This is a genomic window from Mesorhizobium kowhaii (assembly GCF_003253745.1).
Classification (GTDB): Bacteria; Pseudomonadota; Alphaproteobacteria; order Rhizobiales; family Rhizobiaceae; genus Mesorhizobium; species Mesorhizobium kowhaii.
In genome coordinates this window covers 102255-124999 of sequence record NZ_MZXV01000062.1, presented here as the reverse complement: position 1 = coordinate 124999, position 22745 = coordinate 102255, and the positions used below count along the sequence as shown (strand labels likewise).

The window sequence follows — 22745 nt, the reverse complement described above, 5'->3', positions numbered from 1 at the left end:
ACATTAACGCGCTTTAATCATACCTAGTTTGTACCGGGTATGTGCGGGTCAGTGCGATGCAACTCAGTGTTTTGAAGACAAACGGCCGCAATCTGATGCGTGGTTGCGCCGTCCTCATGGTCGCAGGTGCTGCGGCGGGGTGCAGCTCCCAGGCTTCACGCTTCAACAGTGTCGATGACGTCTTTACCTCGTCGACCAACAATCAGCGCGCCATCATCAACAAGCAAGAGCAGGACGCCGTGCAGCCCTATCCGGGCGATGTCGCGGCCGCTCCGGTCGACGGCAGCCATACGCAGTCGGTCAGCCGCTCCAGTCTCGAGCCGGTCTCGACGAGGCCGCTGCCTCCGCCCGTTGCCCAGGCACAGCCGGCTCCCGCACTGGCGCCTGCTTCAAAACCGGTACGCACCGCATTGGCCCCGGCGCCGCATGTCGACAGGACCACGACCGGCACCGTCGCTCCGGCGGCATCGCCGTTCAAGGTCGCGCAGCCCGACGCACCGCGCGTGGCCGCGGCGGGCACTCCGCATGCAACCGAGATCGTCGTCAGGGATGGCGAAACGATTTCCGGACTGGCGCAGCACTACAAGGTGCCGGCCGACGTGATCATGAAGGTCAATGGGCTGAGCGCGACCAAGGGGCTGAAGACGGGCCAGAAGCTGGTCATCCCGGCCTATGCCTATTCGAGCAAGGCCGAGCCGAAAGTCGCCGATGCCAAGCCGGCGAAAGACGGCAAGCACGACCTGCCGGCCACTGCGCCGGACAAGGTCGCCGTGCTGCCGCAGCAGCCGAAGCTCAAAGAGGGCAAGTCCGCTGCTCAGGTTGATGCTTCGGCCGCCGCAAGCCAGCCCAAGGAGCCCAAGACCAAACCTCAGGTGGCCGCGGCCAAGGCGACCGGCGCTGCCGGCACCTATACGGTCCAGTCAGGCGACACGCTTTCTTCGATTGCCAGGAAGACAGGCGTCGGCACTGTTGCGCTGAAGCAGGCCAATGGCATGCAGAACGGCTTGCTCAAGATCGGCCAGACTTTGAAGGTGCCGGCCGGCGGAACCGCGACCGTGGCCAGCGCCAAGCCGGCGAAGATCGATCCGGTGACCACGGCGACCACGCAGCCCGCGGCAAAGACGACGCCGTCGGAAACGCTGGCGTCCTACACGCCGCCAAAGAAAGATTCGAAGGTCATCCAGCAGGCCGAGGACGACGACGCGGTTGCACCGGATGCAACCGGCATCGGCAAGATGCGCTGGCCGGTGCGCGGCCGGGTGATCTCCGGTTTCGGGTCCGGCAAGGACGGCGTCGACATCGCCGTGCCGACGGGCACGCCGGTCAAGGCTGCCGAGAACGGCGTCGTCATCTATGCCGGCGACGGCCTCAAGGAATTCGGCAATACGGTGCTGGTGCGCCACGAGAATGGCCTGGTCACCGTCTATGGCCATGCCAGCTCGATCGAGGTTCAGCGCGGCCAGAAGGTCAAGCGCGGCCAGGAAATCGCACTGTCGGGCATGAGCGGCACGACGGACTCGCCGAAGCTGCACTTCGAAGTGCGCAAGAACTCCGCCCCGGTCGATCCGTCGGGCTATCTCGAATAGAAAAAAGCGATTTTGCGGGCCGCCTGACCTCCAGTCCGGCCCGCCGGCTTAGCCCGCCCCGCAAGGAGCGGGCTTTTTCAGTTTGCCGGAATTTACGTCTTTCCATGCATGTCGTTGTCCCAAACCGGGCCACTTTTGGTAACGTGCAGCAGGGACAAAACCCATCATGCTGAGTGAGTTCGGCCGGTTGCGGACATCTGCTCACCATGCGATCCTGTCGCCATGATGGAAAAGTCCACTGCGCCATGGCCTTTGCTGCAAATCGCGATCGAGCCGAAGTCGAAGGCCGATCAAGAGAGGCTGCTTGTCGCCTTGTCGAGGTTGGCCGCCGAGGATCCGTCCTTCCGCGTCAAGACCGACGAGGAAAGCGGCCAGACGATCATTTCCGGCATGGGCGAGCTTCACCTCGACATCATCGTCGACCGCATGCGTCGCGAGTTCAAGGTCGAGGCCAATGTCGGCGCGCCGCAGGTGGCCTATCGCGAAACCATCACCCGCCGGCACGAGCAGGACTACACGCACAAGAAGCAGACCGGCGGTACCGGTCAGTTCGCCCGCGTCAAGATCGTCTTCGAGCCGAATCCGGACAGCAGCGAATTCGAGTTCGAAACCAAGATCGTCGGCGGTGCCGTTCCGAAGGAATACATCCCCGGCGTCGAAAAGGGCATCAACAGCGTCATGACCTCGGGTCCGTTCGCGGGCTTCCCGATGATCGGCGTCAGAGCGACGCTGATCGACGGCGCTTACCACGATGTTGACTCCAGCGTTCTGGCCTTCGAGATCGCCGGCCGCGCCTGCTTCCGTGAAGCCGCACCCAAGCTTGGCGTGCAGCTGCTCGAGCCGATCATGAAGGTCGAAGTGGTGACGCCGGAAGACTATGTCCGCAGTGTCATCGGCGATCTGAACGGCCGTCGTGGTCGGATTCGAGGACAGGAAAGCCGCGACCTGACAGTCGTTGTCAATGCGACAGTGCCGCTCGCCAACATGTTCAAGCTGGAGGATACGCTCCGGTCGCTTTCGAAAGGGCAGGCACGCTTGAGTGCCGGCTATTCCGGATACGCTCCCGTTCCTCCGCCTGTGCCTGACGACTTCGACCCGCCGCCGGCAATGGCCATTCGTGCCTGACTTCCGCTTTCGCCGCTTGCTCTAATCCTTGAGCGGCTTGCCGAGCCGGCCGGCCAGATCCTGGGTGAACTGCCAGGCGACGCGGCCCGAGCGGCTGCCGCGCGTCGTCGCCCATTCCAGCGCTTCGGCGCGCAGCTGCTCGGGGTCGATGGCGAGGTCGTGATGGCTGATATAGCCGTCGATCATGTCGAGATATTCGTCCTGCGAACATTTGTGGAAGCCGAGCCACAGGCCGAACCGGTCGGACAGCGAGACCTTTTCCTCGACCGCCTCGGACGGGTTGATGGCGGTCGAGCGCTCATTGTCGATCATGTCGCGCGGCAACAGATGACGGCGGTTCGAGGTGGCATAGAAGATGACATTGGCCGGGCGGCCCTCGACGCCGCCTTCGAGCGCCGCCTTCAGCGACTTGTAGGAAGTGTCGTCGTGGTCGAAGGAGAGGTCGTCGCAAAACAGGATGAAGCGGAAGGGGGCTGCCTTGAGCAGGCCCATCAGTTTCGGCAGCGTGTCGATGTCCTCGCGGTGGATTTCGATCAGCTTCAGCGGCAGGTCGGACTTGGCCCTGGCATTGATCTCCGCATGCACGGCCTTGACCAGCGACGATTTGCCCATGCCGCGCGCGCCCCACAACAGCACGTTGTTGGCCGCGTAGCCGGCAGCGAAGCGTTCGGTGTTGTCGACAAGGATGTCGCGGACGCGGTCGACGCCACGGATCAGGCCGATATCGACGCGGTTGACCTTGCGCACCGGCTCCAGATAGCCCGGATCGGCCTGCCAGACGAAGCAGTCGGCCTCGCCGATGTCCGTTTCAGGCACTGGCGGCGGGGCGAGGCGGCTAACCGCCTCGATCAGGCTGTCGAGCTTCTTGTTGAGGGCGTCAATGCTGCTGTCGGTCATGTCAGTCTTTTGTTTTTCGCGTTCTGAAGTGGGGAGCGTGCCGATTCCGTCGGGTTCGAAACCGGTTGCAACCTTTTGTTCGAGCGTGATCTTTTTCGAAAACCAGCTCGTGCTATTCGCGATCATGCTCTAACACGGCTCAACAGGCCGGAAAAGCAGCCGATTTGGCCGGCCACGCAGTTGCATTGACAACTTTACCGACTATATTCCGGCCAAATTTCAAGGGGCCGCCAAACTCCACAGGACGGTTGGCGGCTGTTTTCAAAATTCAGGAGTACCTCGATGTTCGTGACACCGGCATACGCCCAAGGCATCGGCGGCGCCTCTCCCGATATGTTCATCAGCATTTTGCCGTTTGTCCTGATTTTCGTAATCATGTATTTTCTGATCATCCGGCCGCAGCGCACGCAGCTGAAGAAGCGCGGCGAGATGCTGGCCGCGGTTCGTCGCGGCGACACGGTCGTCACTGGCGGCGGCTTCGTCGGCAAGGTGACCAAGGTGATCGACGACAATGAGCTCGAGATCGACCTCGGCGGTGGCACCAAGGTGACCGCATTGCGTTCGACGATCGCCGATGTGCGCGTCAAGGGCGAGCCGGTGGCGAACCAGAACGCCAAGAAATAACCGAATTTCAGGCGGAGCGATCCGCGGACACGCTCTGACGGACGACGCCATATGCTGTATTTTTCGCGCTTCAAGATGATCCTGATCTGGGTGGCAGTGGCCATCACAGTGATCCTCGCCGCGCCCAATCTCATTCCCGCCACCACGTTGGCGCAACTCCCCAGCTGGGTGCCGAAGCGGCAGATGACGCTCGGCCTCGACCTGCAGGGCGGCTCGCACATCCTGCTGGAGATGAATCAGAACGATCTGATCAAGGACCGGCTGGAGACGACGCGCGACGAAATCCGCACACTGCTGCGTGACGCCAAGATCGGCTATACCGGCCTTGCCGGCACGGGGCGGACCTTGCAGGTCCGCATCACCGACCCTGCCCAGCTCGATGCCGCCAAGAAAGCGCTGAAGCCGCTGACCGATCCGGTCGCTGCCGGCCTGTTCACCGGCGGCTCCATCCAGGAAATGACGCTCGATGATTCCGAGCCCGGCCTGCTCAAGTTCAACGTCACGGACGCTGGCATTAAATACCGCACATCGACCGCATTGACGCAGTCGATCGAGGTGGTCGAGCGTCGCGTCAACGAGCTCGGCACGACTGAACCCATTGTGCAGCGGCAGGGTGACGACCGGATCCTTGTCCAGGTGCCGGGTCTGCAGGACCCGCAAAGGCTGAAGGAGATCCTTGGCCAGACCGCCAAGCTGACCTTCCAGATGGTCGACCAGTCGATGCCGGTGCAGGACGCGCTCAACGGCCGTCCGCCCGCCGGTTCGTCGGTGCTGTATTCGCAGGACGATCCGCCGGTTCCCTATCTGATCGAAAACCGCGTCATCGTTTCGGGCGAAAATCTCGTCGATGCCCAGGCGACATACAATTCGCAGAACAACGAGCCGGTGGTTTCGTTCCGCTTCGATTCGAAAGGTGCGGCGCGCTTCGGCCAGGCCACTGCGCAGAATGTCGGCAAGCTGTTTGCCATCATCCTCGACAATCAGGTGATTTCGGCGCCGCAGATCCGCGAGCCGATCCTCGGCGGCACCGGCCAGATCTCGGGTAATTTCACCGCCCAGAGTGCCAACGACCTCGCCGTGCTGCTGCGCGCCGGCGCATTGCCCGCGACGCTGACGGTGATCGAAGAGCGTACCGTTGGTCCGGGGCTCGGCCAGGATTCCATCCATGCCGGCAAGGTCGCCGGCATCATCGGCTCGATCCTCGTCGTGGCCTTCATGTTCGTTGCCTACGGCTTCCTCGGCTTCCTCGCCAACATCGCGCTGGCGGTGCACGTGGCGATGATCGTCGGGCTGTTGTCGCTGCTTGGCGCAACGCTGACCTTGCCCGGTATCGCCGGTATCGTGCTGACCATCGGCATGGCGGTCGATTCCAACGTGCTGATCTACGAACGTATCCGCGAGGAGCGACGAAACGGCCGCTCCGTGATCCAGGCGATCGACACCGGTTTCACCAAGGCGCTGGCGACCATCGTCGATTCCAACGTCACCTCGTTGATCGCCACGGTGGTGCTGTTCTATCTCGGTACGGGACCGGTCAAGGGCTTTGCCATCACCTACGCCATCGGCATCCTGACGACTGTCTTCACCGCTTTCACCTTCACCCGGATGCTGGTGTCGATCTGGCTGCGTCGGGCGCGCCCGAAGGAACTGCCGCGTGCTCCGGTCACATTCGTTCCGCCGGGCACCAAGATTCCCTTCATGGGCATCCGTCGCTGGACTTTCACGCTCTCGAGCGCACTTTCGATCCTGTCGGTGGTGCTGTTCACAACCGTCGGCATCAATTACGGCATCGATTTCAAGGGCGGTTCGCTGATCGAGGTGCAGGCCAAAAGTGGCAACGCCGATATCGCCGACATCAGAGGCCGACTTTCGGACCTCAACATCGGTGAGGTCCAGGTGCAGCAGTTCGGTGCGCCAAACGATGTGCTGATCCGCGTCGGTACACAGGATGGCGGCGAGAATGCCGAGCAGACGGTCATCGACAAGGTGCGCGGCGAACTGCAGGACAATTATGATTTCCGCCGCGTCGAAGTGGTGGGGCCAACGGTTTCCGGGGAGTTGGCCAAGCAAGGCACGATCGCCATGGTGATCGCGCTGCTCGGCATTCTGGTCTATGTCTGGTTCCGCTTCGAATGGCAGTTCGCCGTCGGCGCCATCATTGCGACGGTGCACGATGTGGTCATGACCATTGGCTTCTTCGTCATCACCGGGCTTGAGTTCAACCAGTCCTCGCTGGCGGCGATCCTGACCATCATAGGCTACTCGCTGAACGATACGATCGTCGTCTATGACCGCGTTCGCGAGGATTTGCGAAAATACAAGCGGATGCCGCTGCCGCAACTCTTGAACAACGCCATCAACGAGACGCTGTCGAGAACGACGCTGACCTCGGTGACGACAATCCTGGCGCTGCTGGCGCTGGTGCTGTTCGGCGGCGAGGTGATCCGCTCGTTCACCATGGCCATGCTGTTCGGCGTCGTGTTCGGAACGTATTCGTCGATCTTCATCGCGGCACCGCTGCTCATCCTGTTCAAGTTGCGGCCGCAGGCCTCGACCTCGGATGAGGAAAAGCCGGTCGGCGGCGGCAAGACGGTCGCGACCTGAAGCGCGGCCCCGAAGGGGTGACAGAACGGTGACCGGCAAAGGCATCGTCATCCGCGAGGCGCATTTCCCCGGCCGCGCGCCGATCGAGGCCTATGGCAATGGCGGGTTCCGCTTCGCCGACATGTCGCATCGCGGCTCACTGCTCTGCCTGCCATCCGGCATCCATGGCTGGGAGCCGGCGGATCCTCTGGCGCTGACGGTGGCCGATTTCGACAGACTGCTGGCCGAAGCCGACAAGGTCGAAATCCTTCTGGTCGGCATGGGCAGGGACCTCAGGCCATTGCCGGCAGCACTGCGGGCCGCGCTGAAGGCGGCAGGCGTTGCGTCCGACCCGATGTCGACGGGTGCCGCGGTGCGGACCTACAATGTCCTGTTGGCGGAAGACCGCGCCGTGGCCGCCGCGCTCATCGCCGTCGATTGACATGTCCGAGAATGCCAAAATCGTCATGGACACGGTGCGCGCCGCCGACCACGACCGCTATCTCAACGCGCTCTACGCGCCGGCTGACAAACGCGACGCGCTGTTTTCGCTGTACGCCTTCAATGCCGAGATCGCAGGCATTCGCGATCGCATCCACGAAGCGCTGCCGGGCGAAGTGCGGCTGCAATGGTGGCGCGATGTCATTGCCGCCGGCGGGGAGGCCGGCGCCGGCCATCCTGTCGCCGAAGCGTTGAATGCCACGATAGCAAGGTACAATCTGCCGAAACTGGCCCTCGACAACATGCTCGAAGCCCGCATTTTCGACCTCTACGATGATCCGATGCCGTCGCGCACCGATCTGGAAGGCTATTGCGGCGAGACGGCAGCCGCACTCATCCAGCTTGCGGCGATGGTGCTCGATCCCGCCGAGGCGCCGCGTTTTGCCGAGCTTTCGGGCAGGGCAGGCTGTGCACAGGCGATGACCGGCCTGCTGCTTCTGCTGCCGCGGCACCGCAAGCGCGGACAGTGTTTTATCCCGGCCGATATCTTTGCCGCGGCCGGATCGTCGCCGCAGGAGTTCGTCACCGGCGACGGCGGTCCTGGCGCCAAACGCGCGGTGGCGGCAATGATCGCGCTGGCGCGGGATCATCTTTCAGCCTTCGAACAAGGCGCATCGGCTTTGCCGGTCTCGTTGTATCCGGCATTCCTGCCGCTGACCCTGTCGAGTGCCTATCTCACGAAAATGGAAAGTGGCTCGCCGCTCGACGGTGTGGCGCGGCTGTCGGCCTTGCGCCGGCATTGGCTGCTGCTGCGTCGCGCGAGCAAGGGCTGGCCGATACTTTGACGTAAACGTCAATCATGCTAGGAGTCTCCGAGCCAAAACTGTTGCCATAGACAACAGACCGGCCGGAGGAGATACCCATCCATGAGCTTGCCTTTGCTGGTCGCGATCGTCGCCCTTGGCATTGCGCTGTCGGTTGCCGCGGTGCATTTCACCGGTGGCAGCAAGACGTCCACGCTTACTAGCGCAGGTCAGGCGCAGAGCCGTTTCGCCGAGGATTTTCCTGATGAAATGGCGACGATGGTGCGCCTGACGGCGGATGCCAGGACGGCGTTCCTCGATCTCGGGCGAGGGCGCATCGGGATCGTTCACAGTATCGGCGGCTGTTTTTTGACCCGCATCGTCACGCCTCGGGACGTCACGGCTTTGACTGCCGGCGACGCAAACTCGGTCTCGTTTCAGCTTGCCGACTGCACCTGGAAGGGTGGCCGCTTCCACTTTGCCAGCGCAACAGATGCGCAAGGCTTGCTGAACGCGCTTGAGCCGCACCGTTCAAATTCCACTGGGGAGGCGGCGTGATGGACAGCTACAACTTTCCGCAGGTCACCCAGCTTGCCATCCCGTTCTTCGTTGCCGCGATCCTGATCGAGCTCTGGCTGGTGCGCAGCGGCCGCGCCAAGGGCTCGTTCGAGACGCGCGACACGCTGACCAGCTTGATGATGGGCACTGGCAATGTCATCGCCGGGTTGCTGCTGGGCGTGGTGTCCTACTGGGCGCTGCTGTGGCTGTGGCAGTTCCGCGTCTTCAATCTCGGCCTGTCGGTCTGGGTGTTCCTGGCCGCCTTCCTGCTCGATGACCTGCGCTACTATGTCTATCACCGCATCGCGCACAGGGTGCGCTGGGTGTGGGCCGAACATGTCAACCACCATTCCAGCCAGCACTACAATCTGTCGACAGCGCTGAGACAAAGCTGGACCGGCCTGTTCACCTTCATGTTCGTGCTGTAGGCGCCGCTGGTGCTGCTCGGCTTCCATCCGGCGGTCATTGCCTTCACCTTCGGCTTCAATCTGGTCTGGCAGTTCTGGATCCACACCGAGACGATCGGCAAGATGTGGGGCTGGTTCGAATTCGTCTTCAACACGCCGTCACACCACCGCGTCCATCACGCCACCAACCCGCGCTATCTCGACGCCAATTATGCCGGCACGCTGATCATCTGGGATCGCATGTTCGGCACCTTCGTCGAGGAGCTGGAAGAGGACCGGCCGCGCTACGGCATCGTCAGGAACCTCGGCACCTTCAATCCACTGAAAGTGGCGTTCCACGAATGGATCGGCATGTTCAGCGATGCCTTTGCACCGGGGCTGACCTTGAGCGATCGTCTGAACTACCTGATCAAGCCGCCGGGCTGGAGTCACGACGGCTCGCGCGAAACCTCGGAGAGCCTGAAAGCTGCCTATGTCAGGAGAAATCCTGACGAGGCCGGCAAGCCTGGGCTGCCGGCGGCGAGTGCCGAGCCAGCGGAGTAGCCTTGTCGTCAGGTTGGCTCGCTCGAACCGCCAGTTGGAGAACCACTTGCGCTTGACCTCTGGGCGATGAGTTCCCGTAGCCGGGTATCAACTTCTTCCATTGAAAGGTTTGGCCTCGTGTCCTCGATCGACGCCTTCACTCGCGCCCTAATCGATGCCATGCGCTCGGCGTGCTCTTCCTCTTCGCGCTGGAAAGCGCGAAGCGCGGCGCGGATGACTTCACTGGCCGATCCGAAGGAGCCGTCCTCGACTTTCTCGCGGATCATACGCGCCATGGCAGGCGTGACGGTGACGGACAGTTTCTCGGCGGATTCCATGACTGTGTCTCTCTCAGGCTGAAGTGGGATACTATCCTACTTTATACCTGAGGTCCAACCAGGGACGGAAAGATTGTTTATTCCGCTGCTTCGGCCGTTTGCGCCGCCAATCCCAGCCATTGCCGGCAGTCGGCGCGTGCACGTGCGGTTATCCCTTGTCGCTTGGCGACGGTCTTGTCCTTGCCGCGCAGGCGCTTGCCTTCGATTTTCGGCGCTTCCATCGGCGGGAACAGGCCGAAATTGACATTCATCGGCTGGAAGGAGCGTTTTCCCGGTTCGTCATCGGACACGATGTGGCCGCCGGTGATGTGATTGAGCAGGGCGCCGAAGGCTGTGGTGAGCGGTGGCAGGGATGGTGCATGGCCGAGCCTTTCGGCGGCGGCGAAGCGCCCGGCGAGCAGGCCGATCGCAGCGCTTTCGACATAACCCTCGCAGCCGGTGATCTGGCCGGCAAAACGCAGGCCGGGGCGCGACTTCAGCTGCAGCGAGGCGTCGAGCAAGGTCGGCGAGTTGATGTAGGTGTTGCGATGCAGGCCGCCGAGGCGGGCGAAGTCGGCGTTTTCGAGGCCCGGAATGGTGCGGAACACGCGCACCTGCTCGGCATGCTTCAGCTTGGTCTGAAAGCCGACCATGTTGTAGAGCGTGCCCAGCGCGTTGTCCTGCCGCAGCTGGACGACGGCATAGGCCTTCACCGTCGGATTGTGCGCATTGGTCAGCCCCATCGGCTTCATCGGCCCGTAGCGCAGCGTCTCGACGCCGCGTTCGGCCATGATCTCGATCGGCAGGCAGCCGTCGAAATAGGGCGTGCCTTCCCATTGTTTGAATTCGGTTTTCTGGCCGTCGACCAGCGCCTGCACGAAGGCGAGATATTGCTCCTTGTCCATCGGGCAATTGATGTAGTCCTTGCCGGTGCCGCCGGGCCCGACCTTGTCATAGCGCGACTGGAACCAGCAGGTGTCCATATCGATCGTGTCGAAATGGACGATCGGCGCGATGGCGTCGAAGAAGGCCAGCGCATCGGCGCCGGTCGCCTCCGCGATCGACTGGGCAAGCGAAGGTGCGGTCAGCGGGCCCGTGGCGATGATCGCCTGATCCCAGTCCGCCGGCGGCAAGCCCGGCACTTCCTCGCGCTGGATGGTGATCCGCGGATGCGCTTCGAGCCTTTTCGTCACCGCGTCGGAAAATCCGTCGCGATCGACGGCAAGCGCGCCGCCGGCCGGCACCTGGTTGGCGTCGCCGGCGCTCATGATCAATGAGCCGGCCAGCCGCATTTCGGCATGCAACAGGCCGACGGCGTTGTTTTCGGCGTCGTCGGAGCGGAAGGAATTCGAGCAGACCAGTTCGGCCAGACAGTCGGTCTTGTGCGCATCGGTGCCGCGGACGGGCCGCATTTCATGCAGGATGACGGGCACGCCAGCCTCGGCTGCCTGCCAGGCGGCTTCGCAACCGGCGAGGCCGCCGCCGATGATGTGGATTGGATTTTTGCTCATGAGCGCCGGAATAATCGCTTGGAGCCGTGATTGCAATTGCCGTGCGTGGCGCGGGGCAAACGGCTGCGGGCGCAACCAAACCCTGAAAACAACAACACCCGCCGGGGGAGGAGGTCCGGCGGGTGTCGTTTTTGGGGTCGACCCTCGGGAGGAGGTGAAGGCCGACCGTATTCGTCATCGCCGGGGAGGAGGTCGGCTTTGACGAAATCTCTTTCGCCATTTTTGAAAGGGGCGAAACCCTTTTGGGAAACAACGCCCGCCGCGGGAGGAGGTGCGGCGGGCGCCGTTTTGGTGGTCAACCCTCGGGAGGAGGTGAAGGTTGACCGGATCCGTCAGGGTCGGGGAGGAGGTCGACCCTGGCGAAATTCTGTTAGTTAGATCGCCCGGCGAGCGACGATCTTGATTTCGTCGCGGACGATACCGAGATCATGCAGCTGGCGGTTCGAAAGGCGACCCAGCTCGGTAACCGTCTCGCGATAAACGCGCCAGTTACGATAGTTGCGGATCAGGTTCATTGTCGTTCTCTTTTCAAAACTTGTTCGGACCATTTGCGGTCCGAAGAATTAGACCGCCTTGCGAGCGACGTAAGGAATGTCGCTGCGGCTGATGCCGAGGTCGGTCAGTTCACGGTTGCTCAGGCGGCTCAGCTCGGACACGGTGTCCCTGTAGCGGCGCCAGTTGCGGTAGTTGCGGATCAGGTTCATGGTATTTCTCGTTTCGTCTTTCTTTCGGATCATTCCGTCTTTGTGTACGAACCATAGATAGGCGGGCCTATATCGATTTAAAAGCGCTATGGCTGCATGGCAGCAATGCAAATTGTGCAATGCAGCATTAACGCGCGTTCACGGACCTGACACAAAGAAACCCGAATCGGAAAATGCCGTTGCGCCAACGGTTTGACCGGGTCGGCTGAAAAAAAGACCAAACTGGGGGAGAAGCGTGATGGCGGGCTATTCGTCACGAGTGAGGGCGGATATCGCGCGCTGGCGGCAGGCCGGCCTGATCGATGCCGCCACCGCCGATTCCCTGACGCGCGATGTCGAGGCCAACGAGCGCAAATCGCTCAGCTTCGGCTCTATCCTGGCGATGATGGCTGCCTTGCTGTTCGGCGCCGCCATCCTGATTTTCGTCGCTGCCAACTGGGACGCCATCCCGCGGCTGGCGCGGGTCGTGGCACTCTTTGCCATCATCCTTGGCGGCTATGTCGGCGGTGCGCTGCTGAAGACGCGCGACCATGCGGCGATCGGCGAGGCGCTGTGGATCGTGGCCGCAGCGGCCTTCGGCGGCTCGATCGCGCTGATCGGGCAGATGTATCATCTCTCCGGCGACGAGGCGTCCGCCTTGGTCACCTGGGGCGCGGGCACGGCATTGGCGGCGGTCGCCCTGCGTTCGAACCCGCTGACCGTGGCTGCGGTCGGCATTGCCGATGCCTGGCTGTTCCTCAAAGGCTTCGATTATTACGGCCGCAGCGAATTTCCGCATCTCTTCGTGGTCATGGCGATCGTGCTGTTTGCCGTCTCGTTCTGGACCCGCAGCCAGCCGGCGCGGCACCTGATCATCCTGTCGCTGCTCTTCTACCTCGTGCTGTTTGCCATGGATCACGCGACACTGCAGGTGGCGATCCCCCTGGTCATCGTCTCAGCGCTGCTGTTTGCGGCTTCCGTCTTTGCGCCGGAGCCGGTCGACAAGATCGTGCAGCTCGGCGGCCGCTTGCCCTTGCATGCGCTGCTCGGCTTCCTCACCGGCCTGGCGATGGTCCAGTTCGAACTGGCCGATGAAAGCACCTACAACAGCGGATTCGCCATCGCTTCGGTGATTGCGTTGGCAGGCATCGTCGCTGCAATCGTGCTGGCAGGGCGGGAAAGCCGCGGGTTGCGCTGGCTTGCCTATGCCGGCTTCGCTTTCGAACTTGCCGTCATCTATGTGGTGACGTTGCAATCGATGCTCGATACGGCCGGCTTCTTCCTTGCCGCCGCGGTGCTGCTCGGCATCCTTGCGATCGTCATCATCCGCATCGAAAAACGCATGAAGAGCCCAGTCGCCAAGGGAGCCACGGCATGATGACCGGAAAGAGGCTGATCATATCGGCGCTGGTGCTGGCGCTCGTCCAGATAGGTTTCCTGAGCTGGATCATCGCCGGCCGGGCAGCGATCCTGCGCAACGGCAAGGAAGTCCTGCTGAAGATCGAACCCGTCGATCCCCGCGATCTCCTGCGCGGCGACTACATTATCCTCGGCTATGGGATTTCGCGGATACCGGTGAAAATGATCGCCAACGTCCCGGCCGACAAGCTCTCCAGCGACGACACGTCGATTGTCGTCCGCTTGAAGAAGGGTGCCGACGGCTATTGGCAGCCGACCACCGCCTGGTTCGGCAAGGCGCCGACGCCGGCCACCGCTGACGAGGCCGACATATCAGGCCATGTCGCCGAGGGCTGGGATCTTCGCAGCGAAGGCATGACTATTGCGCCGGATTATGGCATCGAGCGCTTCTATCTGCCGGAAGGCGAGGGGATGGCGATCCAGAACGACATGCGGGTGCGCCCGTTCGGCATTCGCATCGCACTTGCGGGCGACGGCACCGCGCAGATCAAGGCGCTGGTGGACGGCGACAAGACGCTGTTCGAGGAACCGCTTTATTAGGATAGAGCGGTTCATCATTTCACGGAAACGCCGAAGCGCTCTATCTCTTTGTTTTTGACGCAATTCCGGACGGAAAACCGTTTCACACTTTTCCTGGAATTGCTCTAGTGATGTCGACCGCGATGGTCGACGGAAGCCCTCAGCCCGGTAAGAAGCATGCCAATCACCCTGTCGACGCGTGAAGACATCAACCTCGACACCGTTTTCCGCGTCGCCTGGAAGAAGGACACCGTGGAGATCGGCGAGAAGGCCTTGCAGCGCATCGCCGAATGCCGAGCCTCGTTCCTGAAGCTCATCGAATCCGACCCGCCGCCGGTCATCTATGGCGTAACCACTGCCATGGGGGAGCTGGCGAGCCGCAAGCTCGAACTTGACGAGCGGGATCGCCATGCGCGCATCAAGGCGTTCGCCGCTGCGACCTCGTTCGGCGATCCCTTGCCCGATCGGGTGGTCCGGGCGATCACGCTTGCCCGACTGACGAACTTCATCGAAGGCAACGCAGCCACCACGCCACGCATCGCGCTCGCTGTTGCCGCGATGCTCGACGGCCGCCCGATGCCAACGGTACCGGCCTCCGGCCAGGGCGGCGCCGGCGAGATCCTGGCGCTTTATCCGTTGTTCGCCGAGCTTTCGGCGCGCTTCGATCTGGAAGTCAAGGAACGGGGCTCGTTGATCAACGGCTCGCCCTGCGCCGCCGCTTTGGTGGCCGACGCGGCGCTTGCGGCGCGCCGCCGCATCCGGATGGCGCACAAGGTGTTCGCGCTGTCGATCGAAGCGTTTCGCGCCCCGCTCGAGCACTATGACGCGGCGCTTGACACGCTCTGGGGTGATCAACATGAAGCCGCGGCCCTCCAGGGGTTGCGGGAATTTCTGGTTGGCGCCGGAGACGGGCGGCGCAATTATCAGGCGCCGGTCAGCTACCGGATCGTGCCCCGCGTTCTCGGCCAGGCGCATCGTGCGCTGTCGTCTGCCGAGCGGGCGGCCACCGTGTCGCTGGCCTCGATATCGGACAATCCGGTCTATATCCCGCCGGACGATGCACATCCGCTCGGCCGCTGCATCAGCACCGGCGGCTATCACAATGCCATGGCGACACCGGCACTGGACGATCTGGCGGCGATATGGGCCGATATCTGCCTTCTCTGCGACCGTCATGCCTCCAAGCTCCTGAACGGCAAGGTGTCGCTGCTACCCGATCTTTTGATGACCGGGCGGCATTGGGCCGACAGCGATGGCCACGGCAGTGTCGGCTATGTGCCGATGGCGATCACCGGCTATCTCGAGCAGGCCAAGCTCGCCGCGCAGCGTACCTTCATTCCGGGAACGGAATCAGCCGGTGCCGGACAGGACGATGTCGCCACCACGGCGTTCTTCGCATGGACCAAGGAGGCGACCGCCGGCCGCTGCGTCGATGCGGCAATGGCGATGCTGGCGATGATGGCCTCGCAGGCGCTGCACGTTACCGAACGCGCGCCGCCGCCAGCGCTTCAGGTCTTCGTCGATGAAATCAGAGCTATCGTGCCGCCTGTCGGCGACGATCGTGTGCTGGGACCTGAACTGGCGAACCTAGCCGCGTGGTTCACAGGGAGAGTGTTCGAGGCGTAGGCACCGATGCCAGGAAGAAAGTCGTGGCCGGTGAATTGGTGCGGATGAAGGGACTCGAACCCCCACGCCTTTCGGCACTGGAACCTAAATCCAGGGCGTCTACCAGTTCCGCCACATCCGCATGGACCGGCAATCCCATGTAGCCATCATTCTGTCAATGTCAGGAACAAGGTTGGGGTCAGGAACAAGTCCGGGTCAGGGCCAAAATGTTGGTTGTTCGCCGAAATGCGAAGATGGTTGAAAAATAGCCCCGCCTGTGACAAAAGGCGTGTCGAATGTGACGGGACGCGACGATCCGCTTCTGCAAAATGTGATAAGAAGTAGGAAAAACAAGAACTTATTCACATTTTGGAACGCAGTTTGGGAGAATTTGAGCCGTATTTTCGGTCAAATTGCCAGGTTCCGTACCAAAAGCCATTCCCGGCAAGATTATACCGGCAGGCTGTGAACGGCAGAGGCCGTGGCAGTCTCATTGGTGAAAACAAAGGTTATACGATGCAGGTCACCGAAACGCTCAACTCCGGTCTCAAGCGCGAGATCAAGATCACCGTGCCGGCCGGTGACATGGAAGCCAAGCTGATGGCGCGGCTTTCGGACGCCAGGAACAAGGTCCGCATCAACGGCTTCCGTCCCGGCAAGGTGCCAGTGCAGCACCTGCGCAAGGTCTACGGCAAGTCGTTCATGGCTGAAGTGGTCAACGAAATCCTCAATGATTCGACCCGCACGATCATTACCGGGCGTGGCGAAAAAGCTGCCATGCAGCCCGAAGTCATCATGACCGAAGACGAGAAGGAAGCCGAGAAGATCCTGGCCGGCGGCGCCGACTTCGAATTCCGTCTCAACTACGAGATTATTCCGACGATCGAGATCAAGGATTTCTCCGACATCAAGGTGACGCGCCAGGTGTTCGACGTGCCGGACACCGAGATCGACGAGCAGGTCCAGCGTGTTGCCGAATCCGCACGCAGCTATGAGCCGAAGACCGGCAAGGCCGCCAATGGCGACCGCGTGACCATCGACTATCTCGGCAAGATCGCCGGCGAGGCCTTCAATGGCGGCGCCGGTACCGATCAGCCGCTGGTGCTGGGTTCGAAGGAGTTCATCCCCGGCTTCGAGGATCAGCTGGTCGGCGCCAAGGCCGGTGACGAAAAGCAGGTCACCGTAACCTTCCCGGAAAACTACCAGGCGGCGCATCTTGCCGGCAAGGAAGCGACCTTCGACGTCACCGTCAAGGAAGTGTCCCAGCCCGGCGAACTGGAAATCAACGACGAGACCGCCAAGAACCTTGGGCTGGAGTCGCTTGAGCGCCTGCGCGACGTCGTGCGTGGCCAGATCGAAAACCAGTTCGGCGCCATGACGCGCCAGAAGGTCAAGCGCCAGCTGCTCGACCAGCTCGACGCGTCCTACTCGTTCGAGGCGCCGTCGAAGCTCGTCGACGCCGAGTTCAACAACATCTGGGCTCAGGTCAATCGCGACCTGGAAGCAGCCGGCCGCACCTTCGCCGACGAAGAGACGACGGAAGAAGAGGCACGCGCCGAATATCTGCGTCTTGCCGAGCGCCGCGTGCGTCTTGGCCTGGTGCTGGCTGAAATCGGCGAGAAGGCCGGCGTCACGGTATCGGACGAGGAGTTGCAGCGCGGCCTGTTCGAGCAGGTGCGCCGCTATCCGGGCAACCAGCAGCAGGAAGTCTTCGAGTTCTACCGCAGCAACCCGGAAGCGTTGAACACGCTGCGGGCGCCGATGTTCGAGGAGAAGGTGGTCGACCATCTGCTCGGCCAGATCTCGGTCACCGACGTCAAGGTCAGCAAGGAAGAGCTGATGGCCGACGACGAGGAGGCCGAGACCGCGGTCAAGGCGAAGCCGGCGAAGAAAGCCGCCGCCAAGAAGGCTGACGACGCGGAAGAGCCCAAGAAAAAGGCAGCGCCGAAAAAGAAGGCCGCCAAGGACGCCGAATAACACGAGCATTTCGTTGAAACAGGAAAGGCCGCCTTCAAGGCGGCCTTTTTCGTTGCGAAACTGCAACAGCCGGCACGCTTCGCGAGCGACGGCCCGTAGCGATACGAAACTTTGATCACTATCTGCGTTTCTATCGCAAGCCGCTTGGGTTGTTGGAGGGCGTGTTGAGACTGTTCGTCGAATTGGGACACGCTGCGGCAATGGCGCTGGTCCTTGTCTCGGTCTGCGGCATTGCCCGAGCCGATACGCTTGACAATTGGCGGTTCGAAACGGCCGAAGATGGTCTCGTCACGGCGTCGCTTTATGCCACCAACAAGTTGATCACCGGTGGCGGCGCGTTGAGCTACAGCCCGGTCTTGACCATCGCCTGCCGGGCAAACAGCGAACCGCATTGGACCGAATGGCTGCAACTGAACGACGCCGTCTCGGCCAGCCGCAAGATCACCATGTCGATTACGCTCGACCAGGGCAACAAGTTCGATGAAAGCTGGTCGGTCGGGACGCGCGGCCGGATGCTGGTGCGCGACGGCGCCGACGGCATCAAACGGCTTGTTGCAGCCAACCGGCTCCGGCTTTCCTGGCGGTTCGGGCTGCTGTCGGGGCGCGGCGAGGCCGATTTCAACCTCGCCGGGTTCGGTGAAGCGGTCAACCAGGTTGCCGGCAGCTGCAACACCGACGTACCTTGAGCCACTGCGGACCACCTAAACCTTTGTACAGTCGACTTCTTCTATCTGCCGGCCAGATTCAGTGGTATACAGGTGCCGCAATTCGATTTGGGGGGAGAAGCGGATAATCTGTTCTGCCGTGCAAGGCGCATTGCCGGTGATACCGGCATGCGCAGATCGTCTCAGGCACATTTGACGATCAGGGAGGAAAGTCATGCGCCTAGTCGCGTTTTTCGCCGTCGTGTCTTTTGCAAGCTTCGTCGCGAATCCATCGCAGGCTCAGGATACTGCGGCTGGCGAGAAGGTCTTCACCAAATGCAAGGTCTGCCACATCGCAGACGAGGATAAGAACAAGATCGGTCCATCGCTGCACGGCGTCATCGGCCGCACCGCCGGTACGCATCCGGATTTCAAATATTCCGATGCCATGATTGCGGCTGGCAAATCCGGCGTCAAATGGGACGAACCAACACTGACGGCCTATCTTCACGATCCCAAGGCCATGGTCAAAGGGACCAAGATGGCGTTTCCCGGCCTCAAGAACGATGCGGACGTGGCCAACGTCATTGCCTATCTGAAAACGTTCTCCAAGTGACCTGGCTCGCTCGCGCGCCTTCAGTTCAGGGTCACGGCTTGGCTTGCCTGCTTCCATCGGTCTGAGATGTCGACTAGGGAAAACCGCCTCAAGGATACCGGCATTCGCCTCTCGGAAGCGACGGCGGGTGATTTCTTCGCGCTCTTGAAGCCGCGGGTCATGGCGCTTGCTGTGTTCACTGCTTTCGTCGGCCTGATGGCGGCGCCTGGCGCGATGAATCCGGTCATCGCCGTGATTGCAATCGGTGCGATTGCGATTGGAGCAGGAGCGGCCGGGGCCCTCAACATGTGGTACGACGCGGACATCGACGCGCTGATGTCGCGCACATCAAAGCGGCCGGTTCCGTCGGGCCGCGTCACGCCAGGTGAAGCTCTCGGCTTCGGCCTGGTGCTTTCCGCGCTTTCGGTCATGACGCTCGGCGTGCTGGTGGGCTGGCTTGCCGCATCGCTGCTGGCCTTCACCATCTTCTTCTACGTCGTCATCTATACGATGTGGCTGAAGCGCTCGACGCCGCAGAACATCGTCATCGGCGGCGCGGCGGGTGCCCTTCCTCCGATGATTGGCTGGGCGGCCGCAACTGGCGCCATCGGCGTTGAGAGCCTCATCCTGTTTCTGATCATCTTTCTGTGGACGCCGCCGCATTTCTGGGCGCTCGCGCTGTTCAAGGTCGGCGACTACGCCGCTGCCGGCATTCCGATGATGCCGAACGTGGCCGGCCAGGCCTCGACCAGAAAACAGATATTCGCCTATTCACTGCTGCTGGCGCCAATCGGCGTGCTGCCCTGGGTGTTCGGATTCGCGAGCGGGTTCTATGGAATTGTTTCGGCTGCATTGGGCGCGGGTTTCATCTGGCATGCCTGGAAGGTTCTGGTTGTTCCAGACAAGGAGATGAAGCCTGCAAAGGCGCTGTTTGCCTTCTCGATTTTCTATCTTTTCGCGATCTTTGCTATACTGCTTGCCGACACCATTGCAATGCGGGCGTTCACGTCAACCGGAGGTTGACGGCATGACCGCTGTTGTCGGATTGCTCGCCGCGACGGCCGGTCTGTAATTGCTGCATTGAAGACGTTGCAGACCAGGATCGGCTCGAACATCACGATGGTATTGCACAGAATCCCAGGATCAGCAGAGCGACTATGCCAAGGCCGAGTATGAGAAGCGTCCTTCCGTCCATGACCTTCACCTTTGATCTCAGGAGAATATCGAAAAAAGACCACCAGAGCTAGCCAGACGCCGGAGCTCTTTTGACAAAGGGCGACAAGTCTCTGGCAAGAGAGTATGCTGATTCCGGTGCAGGTCGCGGTTTTGCGTGGCCAGTCACGCAGAACGACAGCACCGCGAAACCGCGACCTTACCGGACCTGGTCTGGAGGGAATGGTCATGGCAAGCTTTCACGTGATAGCAGGCGCCAGCGAGACGCTGGAACATACCAAAATTCGAAAAATCGGTGTTTCCGACCTTTTCGATGCGCTCAAGCGGGGCGTCGACGATTTCATGGTCAAACCGTCGCACATCGTTTTTCTCTGCCTGATCTATCCGCTCGTGGGCGTCGTTCTCGCCGCGTGGACGTCGGGCAACAATGCGTTGCCATTGTTGTTTCCGCTGGTGTCCGGCTTTGCGCTGATCGGTCCATTCGCGGCGATCGGCCTCTATGAAATCAGCCGCAGACGGGAAGCCGGGCTCGACACCTCCTGGAGGCACGCTTTAGAGGTCAGGAATTCTCCGGCCCTGCCGGCCATCGCGGCGGTCGGGATCATGCTGTTTGCAATCTTCATCGCCTGGCTTTTGACCGCTCAGCTATTTTACCAGTTTCTCTTCGGCCCTGCGCCGCCGGAATCGATATCCGGCTTCATCAATGAAATATTTGCCACCGGACGCGGCTGGACGCTGATTATCCTGGGGCACGTCATCGGCTTCGTCTTCGCCGTGGTGGTGTTGTGCACAACGGTCGTCGCCTTCCCATTGTTGCTCGACCGCGACGTCGGCGCCTACGAAGCCATCCACACCTCGGTGCGTGCGGTGCTGGCGAACCCGATCACCATGGCTGTCTGGGGACTGATTGTCGCCGTAGCCCTGATCATCGGCTCGCTGCCGGTGTTCGCCGGGCTGGCCGTCGTGTTGCCGATCCTCGGTCACGCCACCTGGCATGTCTACCGCAAGGTCGTGGAGTCGCCCGCCAGACCGGCGAGTTGAGGAATTCTGCCTCACCGCACCGGCGAGGATGCCGGTGCAAGTCTGATCGAAGCCGTCAGTAAGCCGGGTGACTGAAGCGGGCCTCGTATGCACCCATGGTCAGGTTTCGGAAATCCTTGCCGCTGACATGCACCAGCGTTCTATGGTCGCCGCCTTCGAAGTAGATATCCGCGGCATCGCCAAGGCTTTCATCGACAATCACCGGCACGTCATAGGCTGCGCCGATCGGCGGGATGGCGCCGGTGTCGCAATCAGCGAAGAGCAAAATCACCTCGTCTTCGGAGGCGAGCCCGAGACGCTTGTCCATAACGTCTTGCAACCTGCCAAGTTCGATCCTGTGGGTGCTGGGAACCACGGCCAGCGTGTAGCCGAGCTCGTGGTGAACAACCACGGATTTCGCCATTATGCTGCCGGGCACATGCGCGGCTATCGCCGACTGCCGGCTTGTTGACGTGCGATGATGAGCGACGGTGTCATAGGAAATTCCCTTGCCGTCGATGAAGTCCTTCAGTCTCGTTGCGATCGTCATCTTGGCCTCCCTTGCCGGAGTGAGCGACGCACGGGTTTGCGCGTCAGTGCCCGGATCCGAAAAACGCCAGCCTGGTGAAAAGGGTGTAGTCGGCTTCGAAGACCATCATTGTCGTGAACACCAGCACCAGTATCGGCGGCAGGATGATCGCATAGGCCAGCGCCAGCCGCTCCCAGGCCATGTGCATGAAGACGGCGACGATCAGCCCTGCCTTGAGGATCATGAAGATCAGGATCAGCGACCATCTGAGATAGCCTTGCAGGCCGAAATAATCGACCAGGTACGAGCAGGTGCTGAGGATGAACAGCCAAGCCCAGACCACCAGATAGAGCTTGATGGGATGTTCCTGATGCTCGTCGGCGTGGGCGACGGCCGCCGGCGCCTCATGTGCATGACTAGCGTGTAGCGCGTGTTGTCCGAGGCCGTTTGCGGTTGCTTCTGCCATGTCTGCCTCTCACCAAAGATAGAAGAATGCGAAGATGAACACCCAGACCAGGTCGACGAAGTGCCAGTACAGCCCCATGATCTCGACATTCTCGTAACGGCCCGTGCGGCTGGTGAAGAAGCCGCGTCGTCCGGTGTCGAAATCGCCGCGCCAGACCTTTCGCGCCACGATGATCAGGAAGATCACCCCGATCGTCACATGAGTGCCGTGGAAACCGGTGATCATGAAGAAGGACGAACCGAATTGTGCGGCGCCCCAGGGATTGCCCCAGGGCCGTACCCCTTCAGTGATGAGCTTGGTCCATTCGAAGGCCTGCATGCCGACAAACGTCGCGCCGAGTGCCGCGGTCAGAAGCATGAGGATTGCCGTCTTGCGGCGGTCGCGGCGATAGCCGAAATTGACCGCCATGGCCATCGTTCCGCTGCTTGAGATCAGCACGAAGGTCATGATGGCAATCAGGATCAGCGGGATATCCGAGCCGCCGATGCGAAGCGCAAAGACTTCGCTCGGATTGGGCCACGGCACGCGTGTCGACATTCGCGCGGTCATGTAGGAGAGCAGGAAGCAGCCGAAGATGAAGGTGTCGCTGAGCAGGAAGATCCACATCATGGCCTTGCCCCAGGACACGTTCTTGAACGCACGCTGATCCGAGGACCAGTCGGCGGCAATGCCTTGCCAGCCTGAGGGCCGTGGCTCCGTCTTGCCGATATGCGTCAGTGTCTCTGCCATCCGCTTGATCCC

Annotated in this window: 22 protein-coding genes, 1 tRNA gene and 2 pseudogenes; 16 read left to right on the top strand and 9 right to left on the bottom strand. The window is 61.6% G+C overall.

Annotated features, from left to right (window positions below; genetic code table 11):
• Positions 1 to 56 precede the first annotated feature (56 nt).
• Both B5V02_RS28580 and B5V02_RS28575 read left to right on the top strand, forming a co-directional pair.
• Positions 57 to 1586 carry a LysM peptidoglycan-binding domain-containing M23 family metallopeptidase gene (locus B5V02_RS28580; RefSeq protein WP_111547374.1) on the top strand — a complete coding sequence of 510 codons (1530 nt, stop codon included), beginning with the start codon at positions 57 to 59 and terminating at the stop codon, positions 1584 to 1586.
• Positions 1587 to 1781: 195 nt separating this feature from the next.
• A pseudogene (locus tag B5V02_RS28575) lies at positions 1782 to 2711 on the top strand (translation factor GTPase family protein); the annotation flags it as partial.
• A gap of 21 nt (positions 2712 to 2732) precedes the next feature.
• Here the strand turns inward: B5V02_RS28575 and B5V02_RS28570 are convergent.
• Positions 2733 to 3608: an ATP-binding protein gene (locus tag B5V02_RS28570; protein WP_111547639.1), complete on the bottom strand. Its 876-nt coding sequence runs from the start codon at positions 3606 to 3608 to the stop codon at positions 2733 to 2735.
• A 282-nt stretch (positions 3609 to 3890) separates the two neighbouring features.
• Between B5V02_RS28570 and yajC the strand changes: the two genes are divergently transcribed.
• The 6 genes and pseudogenes from yajC (at position 3891) to B5V02_RS28540 (ending at position 9567) form a co-directional block, all read left to right on the top strand.
• Positions 3891 to 4232 (top strand): preprotein translocase subunit YajC, encoded by a 342-nt coding sequence (yajC, locus tag B5V02_RS28565; protein ID WP_010909882.1) that lies wholly within the window; start codon positions 3891 to 3893, stop codon positions 4230 to 4232.
• Between the two features lie 51 nt (positions 4233 to 4283).
• Positions 4284 to 6836 carry a protein translocase subunit SecDF gene (secDF, locus tag B5V02_RS28560; protein WP_111547373.1) on the top strand — a complete coding sequence of 851 codons (2553 nt, stop codon included), beginning with the start codon at positions 4284 to 4286 and terminating at the stop codon, positions 6834 to 6836.
• A 28-nt stretch (positions 6837 to 6864) separates the two neighbouring features.
• Positions 6865 to 7257: an Mth938-like domain-containing protein gene (locus tag B5V02_RS28555; RefSeq protein WP_111547372.1), complete on the top strand. Its 393-nt coding sequence runs from the start codon at positions 6865 to 6867 to the stop codon at positions 7255 to 7257.
• A 1-nt stretch (position 7258) separates the two neighbouring features.
• Positions 7259 to 8101 carry a phytoene/squalene synthase family protein gene (locus tag B5V02_RS28550; protein WP_167458710.1) on the top strand — a complete coding sequence of 281 codons (843 nt, stop codon included), beginning with the start codon at positions 7259 to 7261 and terminating at the stop codon, positions 8099 to 8101.
• A gap of 93 nt (positions 8102 to 8194) precedes the next feature.
• Positions 8195 to 8617, top strand: a complete 423-nt coding sequence (locus B5V02_RS28545; protein ID WP_342633884.1) for a hypothetical protein — start codon at positions 8195 to 8197, stop codon at positions 8615 to 8617.
• A pseudogene (locus tag B5V02_RS28540) lies at positions 8617 to 9567 on the top strand (sterol desaturase family protein). Before B5V02_RS28545 ends, B5V02_RS28540 begins: the two are co-directional and overlap by 1 nt.
• Positions 9568 to 9575: 8 nt before the next feature.
• Here the strand turns inward: B5V02_RS28540 and B5V02_RS28535 are convergent.
• The 4 genes from B5V02_RS28535 to B5V02_RS28520 all read right to left on the bottom strand — a co-directional run bounded on the left by B5V02_RS28535 (position 9576) and on the right by B5V02_RS28520 (position 12078).
• Complete coding sequence (locus tag B5V02_RS28535; protein ID WP_111547370.1) at positions 9576 to 9884, bottom strand: type II toxin-antitoxin system ParD family antitoxin; 309 nt, start codon at positions 9882 to 9884, stop codon at positions 9576 to 9578.
• Positions 9885 to 9961: 77 nt separating this feature from the next.
• Positions 9962 to 11374: a methylenetetrahydrofolate--tRNA-(uracil(54)-C(5))-methyltransferase (FADH(2)-oxidizing) TrmFO gene (gene trmFO, locus B5V02_RS28530; protein WP_111547369.1), complete on the bottom strand. Its 1413-nt coding sequence runs from the start codon at positions 11372 to 11374 to the stop codon at positions 9962 to 9964.
• 374 nt (positions 11375 to 11748) lie between these two features.
• Positions 11749 to 11889 (bottom strand): DUF1127 domain-containing protein, encoded by a 141-nt coding sequence (locus B5V02_RS28525; RefSeq protein WP_013895120.1) that lies wholly within the window; start codon positions 11887 to 11889, stop codon positions 11749 to 11751.
• 48 nt (positions 11890 to 11937) lie between these two features.
• A complete protein-coding gene (locus B5V02_RS28520) occupies positions 11938 to 12078 on the bottom strand; it encodes a DUF1127 domain-containing protein (protein ID WP_013531315.1) in 141 nt (46 codons plus the stop codon).
• 238 nt (positions 12079 to 12316) lie between these two features.
• Here B5V02_RS28520 and B5V02_RS28515 point away from each other — a divergent pair, with 238 nt between their 5' ends.
• The 3 genes from B5V02_RS28515 to B5V02_RS28505 all read left to right on the top strand — a co-directional run bounded on the left by B5V02_RS28515 (position 12317) and on the right by B5V02_RS28505 (position 15621).
• Entirely contained in the window at positions 12317 to 13435 is a 1119-nt protein-coding gene (locus B5V02_RS28515) for a DUF2157 domain-containing protein (RefSeq protein WP_111547368.1), read from the top strand.
• Complete coding sequence (locus B5V02_RS28510; RefSeq protein WP_111547367.1) at positions 13432 to 14016, top strand: GDYXXLXY domain-containing protein; 585 nt, start codon at positions 13432 to 13434, stop codon at positions 14014 to 14016. Before B5V02_RS28515 ends, B5V02_RS28510 begins: the two co-directional genes overlap by 4 nt.
• A 156-nt stretch (positions 14017 to 14172) precedes the next feature.
• Positions 14173 to 15621: an aromatic amino acid lyase gene (locus B5V02_RS28505; protein ID WP_111547366.1), complete on the top strand. Its 1449-nt coding sequence runs from the start codon at positions 14173 to 14175 to the stop codon at positions 15619 to 15621.
• A gap of 36 nt (positions 15622 to 15657) precedes the next feature.
• On the opposite strand, the gene B5V02_RS28500 is transcribed toward B5V02_RS28505, so the two are convergent.
• Positions 15658 to 15742, bottom strand: a tRNA-Leu gene (locus B5V02_RS28500).
• A 374-nt stretch (positions 15743 to 16116) separates the two neighbouring features.
• On the opposite strand from B5V02_RS28500, the gene tig reads away from it, so the two are divergent.
• From tig to B5V02_RS28475, 5 genes are all read left to right on the top strand, one after another.
• Positions 16117 to 17577 (top strand): trigger factor, encoded by a 1461-nt coding sequence (tig, locus tag B5V02_RS28495; protein ID WP_111547365.1) that lies wholly within the window; start codon positions 16117 to 16119, stop codon positions 17575 to 17577.
• Between the two features lie 164 nt (positions 17578 to 17741).
• Positions 17742 to 18263, top strand: a complete 522-nt coding sequence (locus B5V02_RS28490) for a hypothetical protein (protein WP_111547637.1) — start codon at positions 17742 to 17744, stop codon at positions 18261 to 18263.
• Between the two features lie 193 nt (positions 18264 to 18456).
• Positions 18457 to 18837: a c-type cytochrome gene (locus B5V02_RS28485; RefSeq protein ID WP_111547364.1), complete on the top strand. Its 381-nt coding sequence runs from the start codon at positions 18457 to 18459 to the stop codon at positions 18835 to 18837.
• Between the two features lie 66 nt (positions 18838 to 18903).
• Positions 18904 to 19839, top strand: coding sequence for a heme o synthase (locus B5V02_RS28480; protein ID WP_111547363.1), 936 nt, complete (start codon positions 18904 to 18906; stop codon positions 19837 to 19839).
• A gap of 378 nt (positions 19840 to 20217) precedes the next feature.
• Positions 20218 to 21030 carry a DUF2189 domain-containing protein gene (locus B5V02_RS28475; protein ID WP_111547636.1) on the top strand — a complete coding sequence of 271 codons (813 nt, stop codon included), beginning with the start codon at positions 20218 to 20220 and terminating at the stop codon, positions 21028 to 21030.
• A 55-nt stretch (positions 21031 to 21085) separates the two neighbouring features.
• Here B5V02_RS28475 and B5V02_RS28470 read toward each other — a convergent pair whose 3' ends face one another.
• Genes B5V02_RS28470 through B5V02_RS28460 form a run of 3 tightly spaced genes read right to left on the bottom strand, consistent with a single transcriptional unit; the run spans position 21086 to position 22733 of the window.
• Positions 21086 to 21559: an aminoacyl-tRNA deacylase gene (locus B5V02_RS28470; protein WP_111547362.1), complete on the bottom strand. Its 474-nt coding sequence runs from the start codon at positions 21557 to 21559 to the stop codon at positions 21086 to 21088.
• A 43-nt stretch (positions 21560 to 21602) separates the two neighbouring features.
• Positions 21603 to 22004, bottom strand: coding sequence for a cytochrome C oxidase subunit IV family protein (locus tag B5V02_RS28465; protein ID WP_111547361.1), 402 nt, complete (start codon positions 22002 to 22004; stop codon positions 21603 to 21605).
• A 9-nt stretch (positions 22005 to 22013) separates the two neighbouring features.
• On the bottom strand, positions 22014 to 22733 hold the full coding sequence (locus B5V02_RS28460) for a heme-copper oxidase subunit III family protein (protein ID WP_111547360.1): 720 nt from the start codon (positions 22731 to 22733) through the stop codon (positions 22014 to 22016).
• Positions 22734 to 22745: the final 12 nt, after the last annotated feature.

Excerpts from the sequence above, each read along its gene's own strand:
- B5V02_RS28580 (WP_111547374.1), top strand. The coding sequence starts at position 57 with ATGCAACTCAGTGTTTTGAAGACAAACGGCCGCAATCTGATGCGTGGT.
- B5V02_RS28570 (WP_111547639.1), bottom strand. The coding sequence starts at position 3,608 with ATGACCGACAGCAGCATTGACGCCCTCAACAAGAAGCTCGACAGCCTG.
- yajC (WP_010909882.1), top strand. The coding sequence starts at position 3,891 with ATGTTCGTGACACCGGCATACGCCCAAGGCATCGGCGGCGCCTCTCCC.
- secDF (WP_111547373.1), top strand. The coding sequence starts at position 4,284 with ATGCTGTATTTTTCGCGCTTCAAGATGATCCTGATCTGGGTGGCAGTG.
- B5V02_RS28550 (WP_167458710.1), top strand. The coding sequence starts at position 7,259 with ATGTCCGAGAATGCCAAAATCGTCATGGACACGGTGCGCGCCGCCGAC.
- B5V02_RS28535 (WP_111547370.1), bottom strand. The coding sequence starts at position 9,884 with ATGGAATCCGCCGAGAAACTGTCCGTCACCGTCACGCCTGCCATGGCG.
- trmFO (WP_111547369.1), bottom strand. The coding sequence starts at position 11,374 with ATGAGCAAAAATCCAATCCACATCATCGGCGGCGGCCTCGCCGGTTGC.
- B5V02_RS28525 (WP_013895120.1), bottom strand. The coding sequence starts at position 11,889 with ATGAACCTGATCCGCAACTATCGTAACTGGCGCGTTTATCGCGAGACG.
- B5V02_RS28520 (WP_013531315.1), bottom strand. The coding sequence starts at position 12,078 with ATGAACCTGATCCGCAACTACCGCAACTGGCGCCGCTACAGGGACACC.
- B5V02_RS28515 (WP_111547368.1), top strand. The coding sequence starts at position 12,317 with ATGGCGGGCTATTCGTCACGAGTGAGGGCGGATATCGCGCGCTGGCGG.
- B5V02_RS28510 (WP_111547367.1), top strand. The coding sequence starts at position 13,432 with ATGATGACCGGAAAGAGGCTGATCATATCGGCGCTGGTGCTGGCGCTC.
- B5V02_RS28505 (WP_111547366.1), top strand. The coding sequence starts at position 14,173 with ATGCCAATCACCCTGTCGACGCGTGAAGACATCAACCTCGACACCGTT.
- tig (WP_111547365.1), top strand. The coding sequence starts at position 16,117 with ATGCAGGTCACCGAAACGCTCAACTCCGGTCTCAAGCGCGAGATCAAG.
- B5V02_RS28485 (WP_111547364.1), top strand. The coding sequence starts at position 18,457 with ATGCGCCTAGTCGCGTTTTTCGCCGTCGTGTCTTTTGCAAGCTTCGTC.
- B5V02_RS28480 (WP_111547363.1), top strand. The coding sequence starts at position 18,904 with ATGTCGACTAGGGAAAACCGCCTCAAGGATACCGGCATTCGCCTCTCG.
- B5V02_RS28475 (WP_111547636.1), top strand. The coding sequence starts at position 20,218 with ATGGCAAGCTTTCACGTGATAGCAGGCGCCAGCGAGACGCTGGAACAT.
- B5V02_RS28470 (WP_111547362.1), bottom strand. The coding sequence starts at position 21,559 with ATGACGATCGCAACGAGACTGAAGGACTTCATCGACGGCAAGGGAATT.
- B5V02_RS28465 (WP_111547361.1), bottom strand. The coding sequence starts at position 22,004 with ATGGCAGAAGCAACCGCAAACGGCCTCGGACAACACGCGCTACACGCT.
- B5V02_RS28460 (WP_111547360.1), bottom strand. The coding sequence starts at position 22,733 with ATGGCAGAGACACTGACGCATATCGGCAAGACGGAGCCACGGCCCTCA.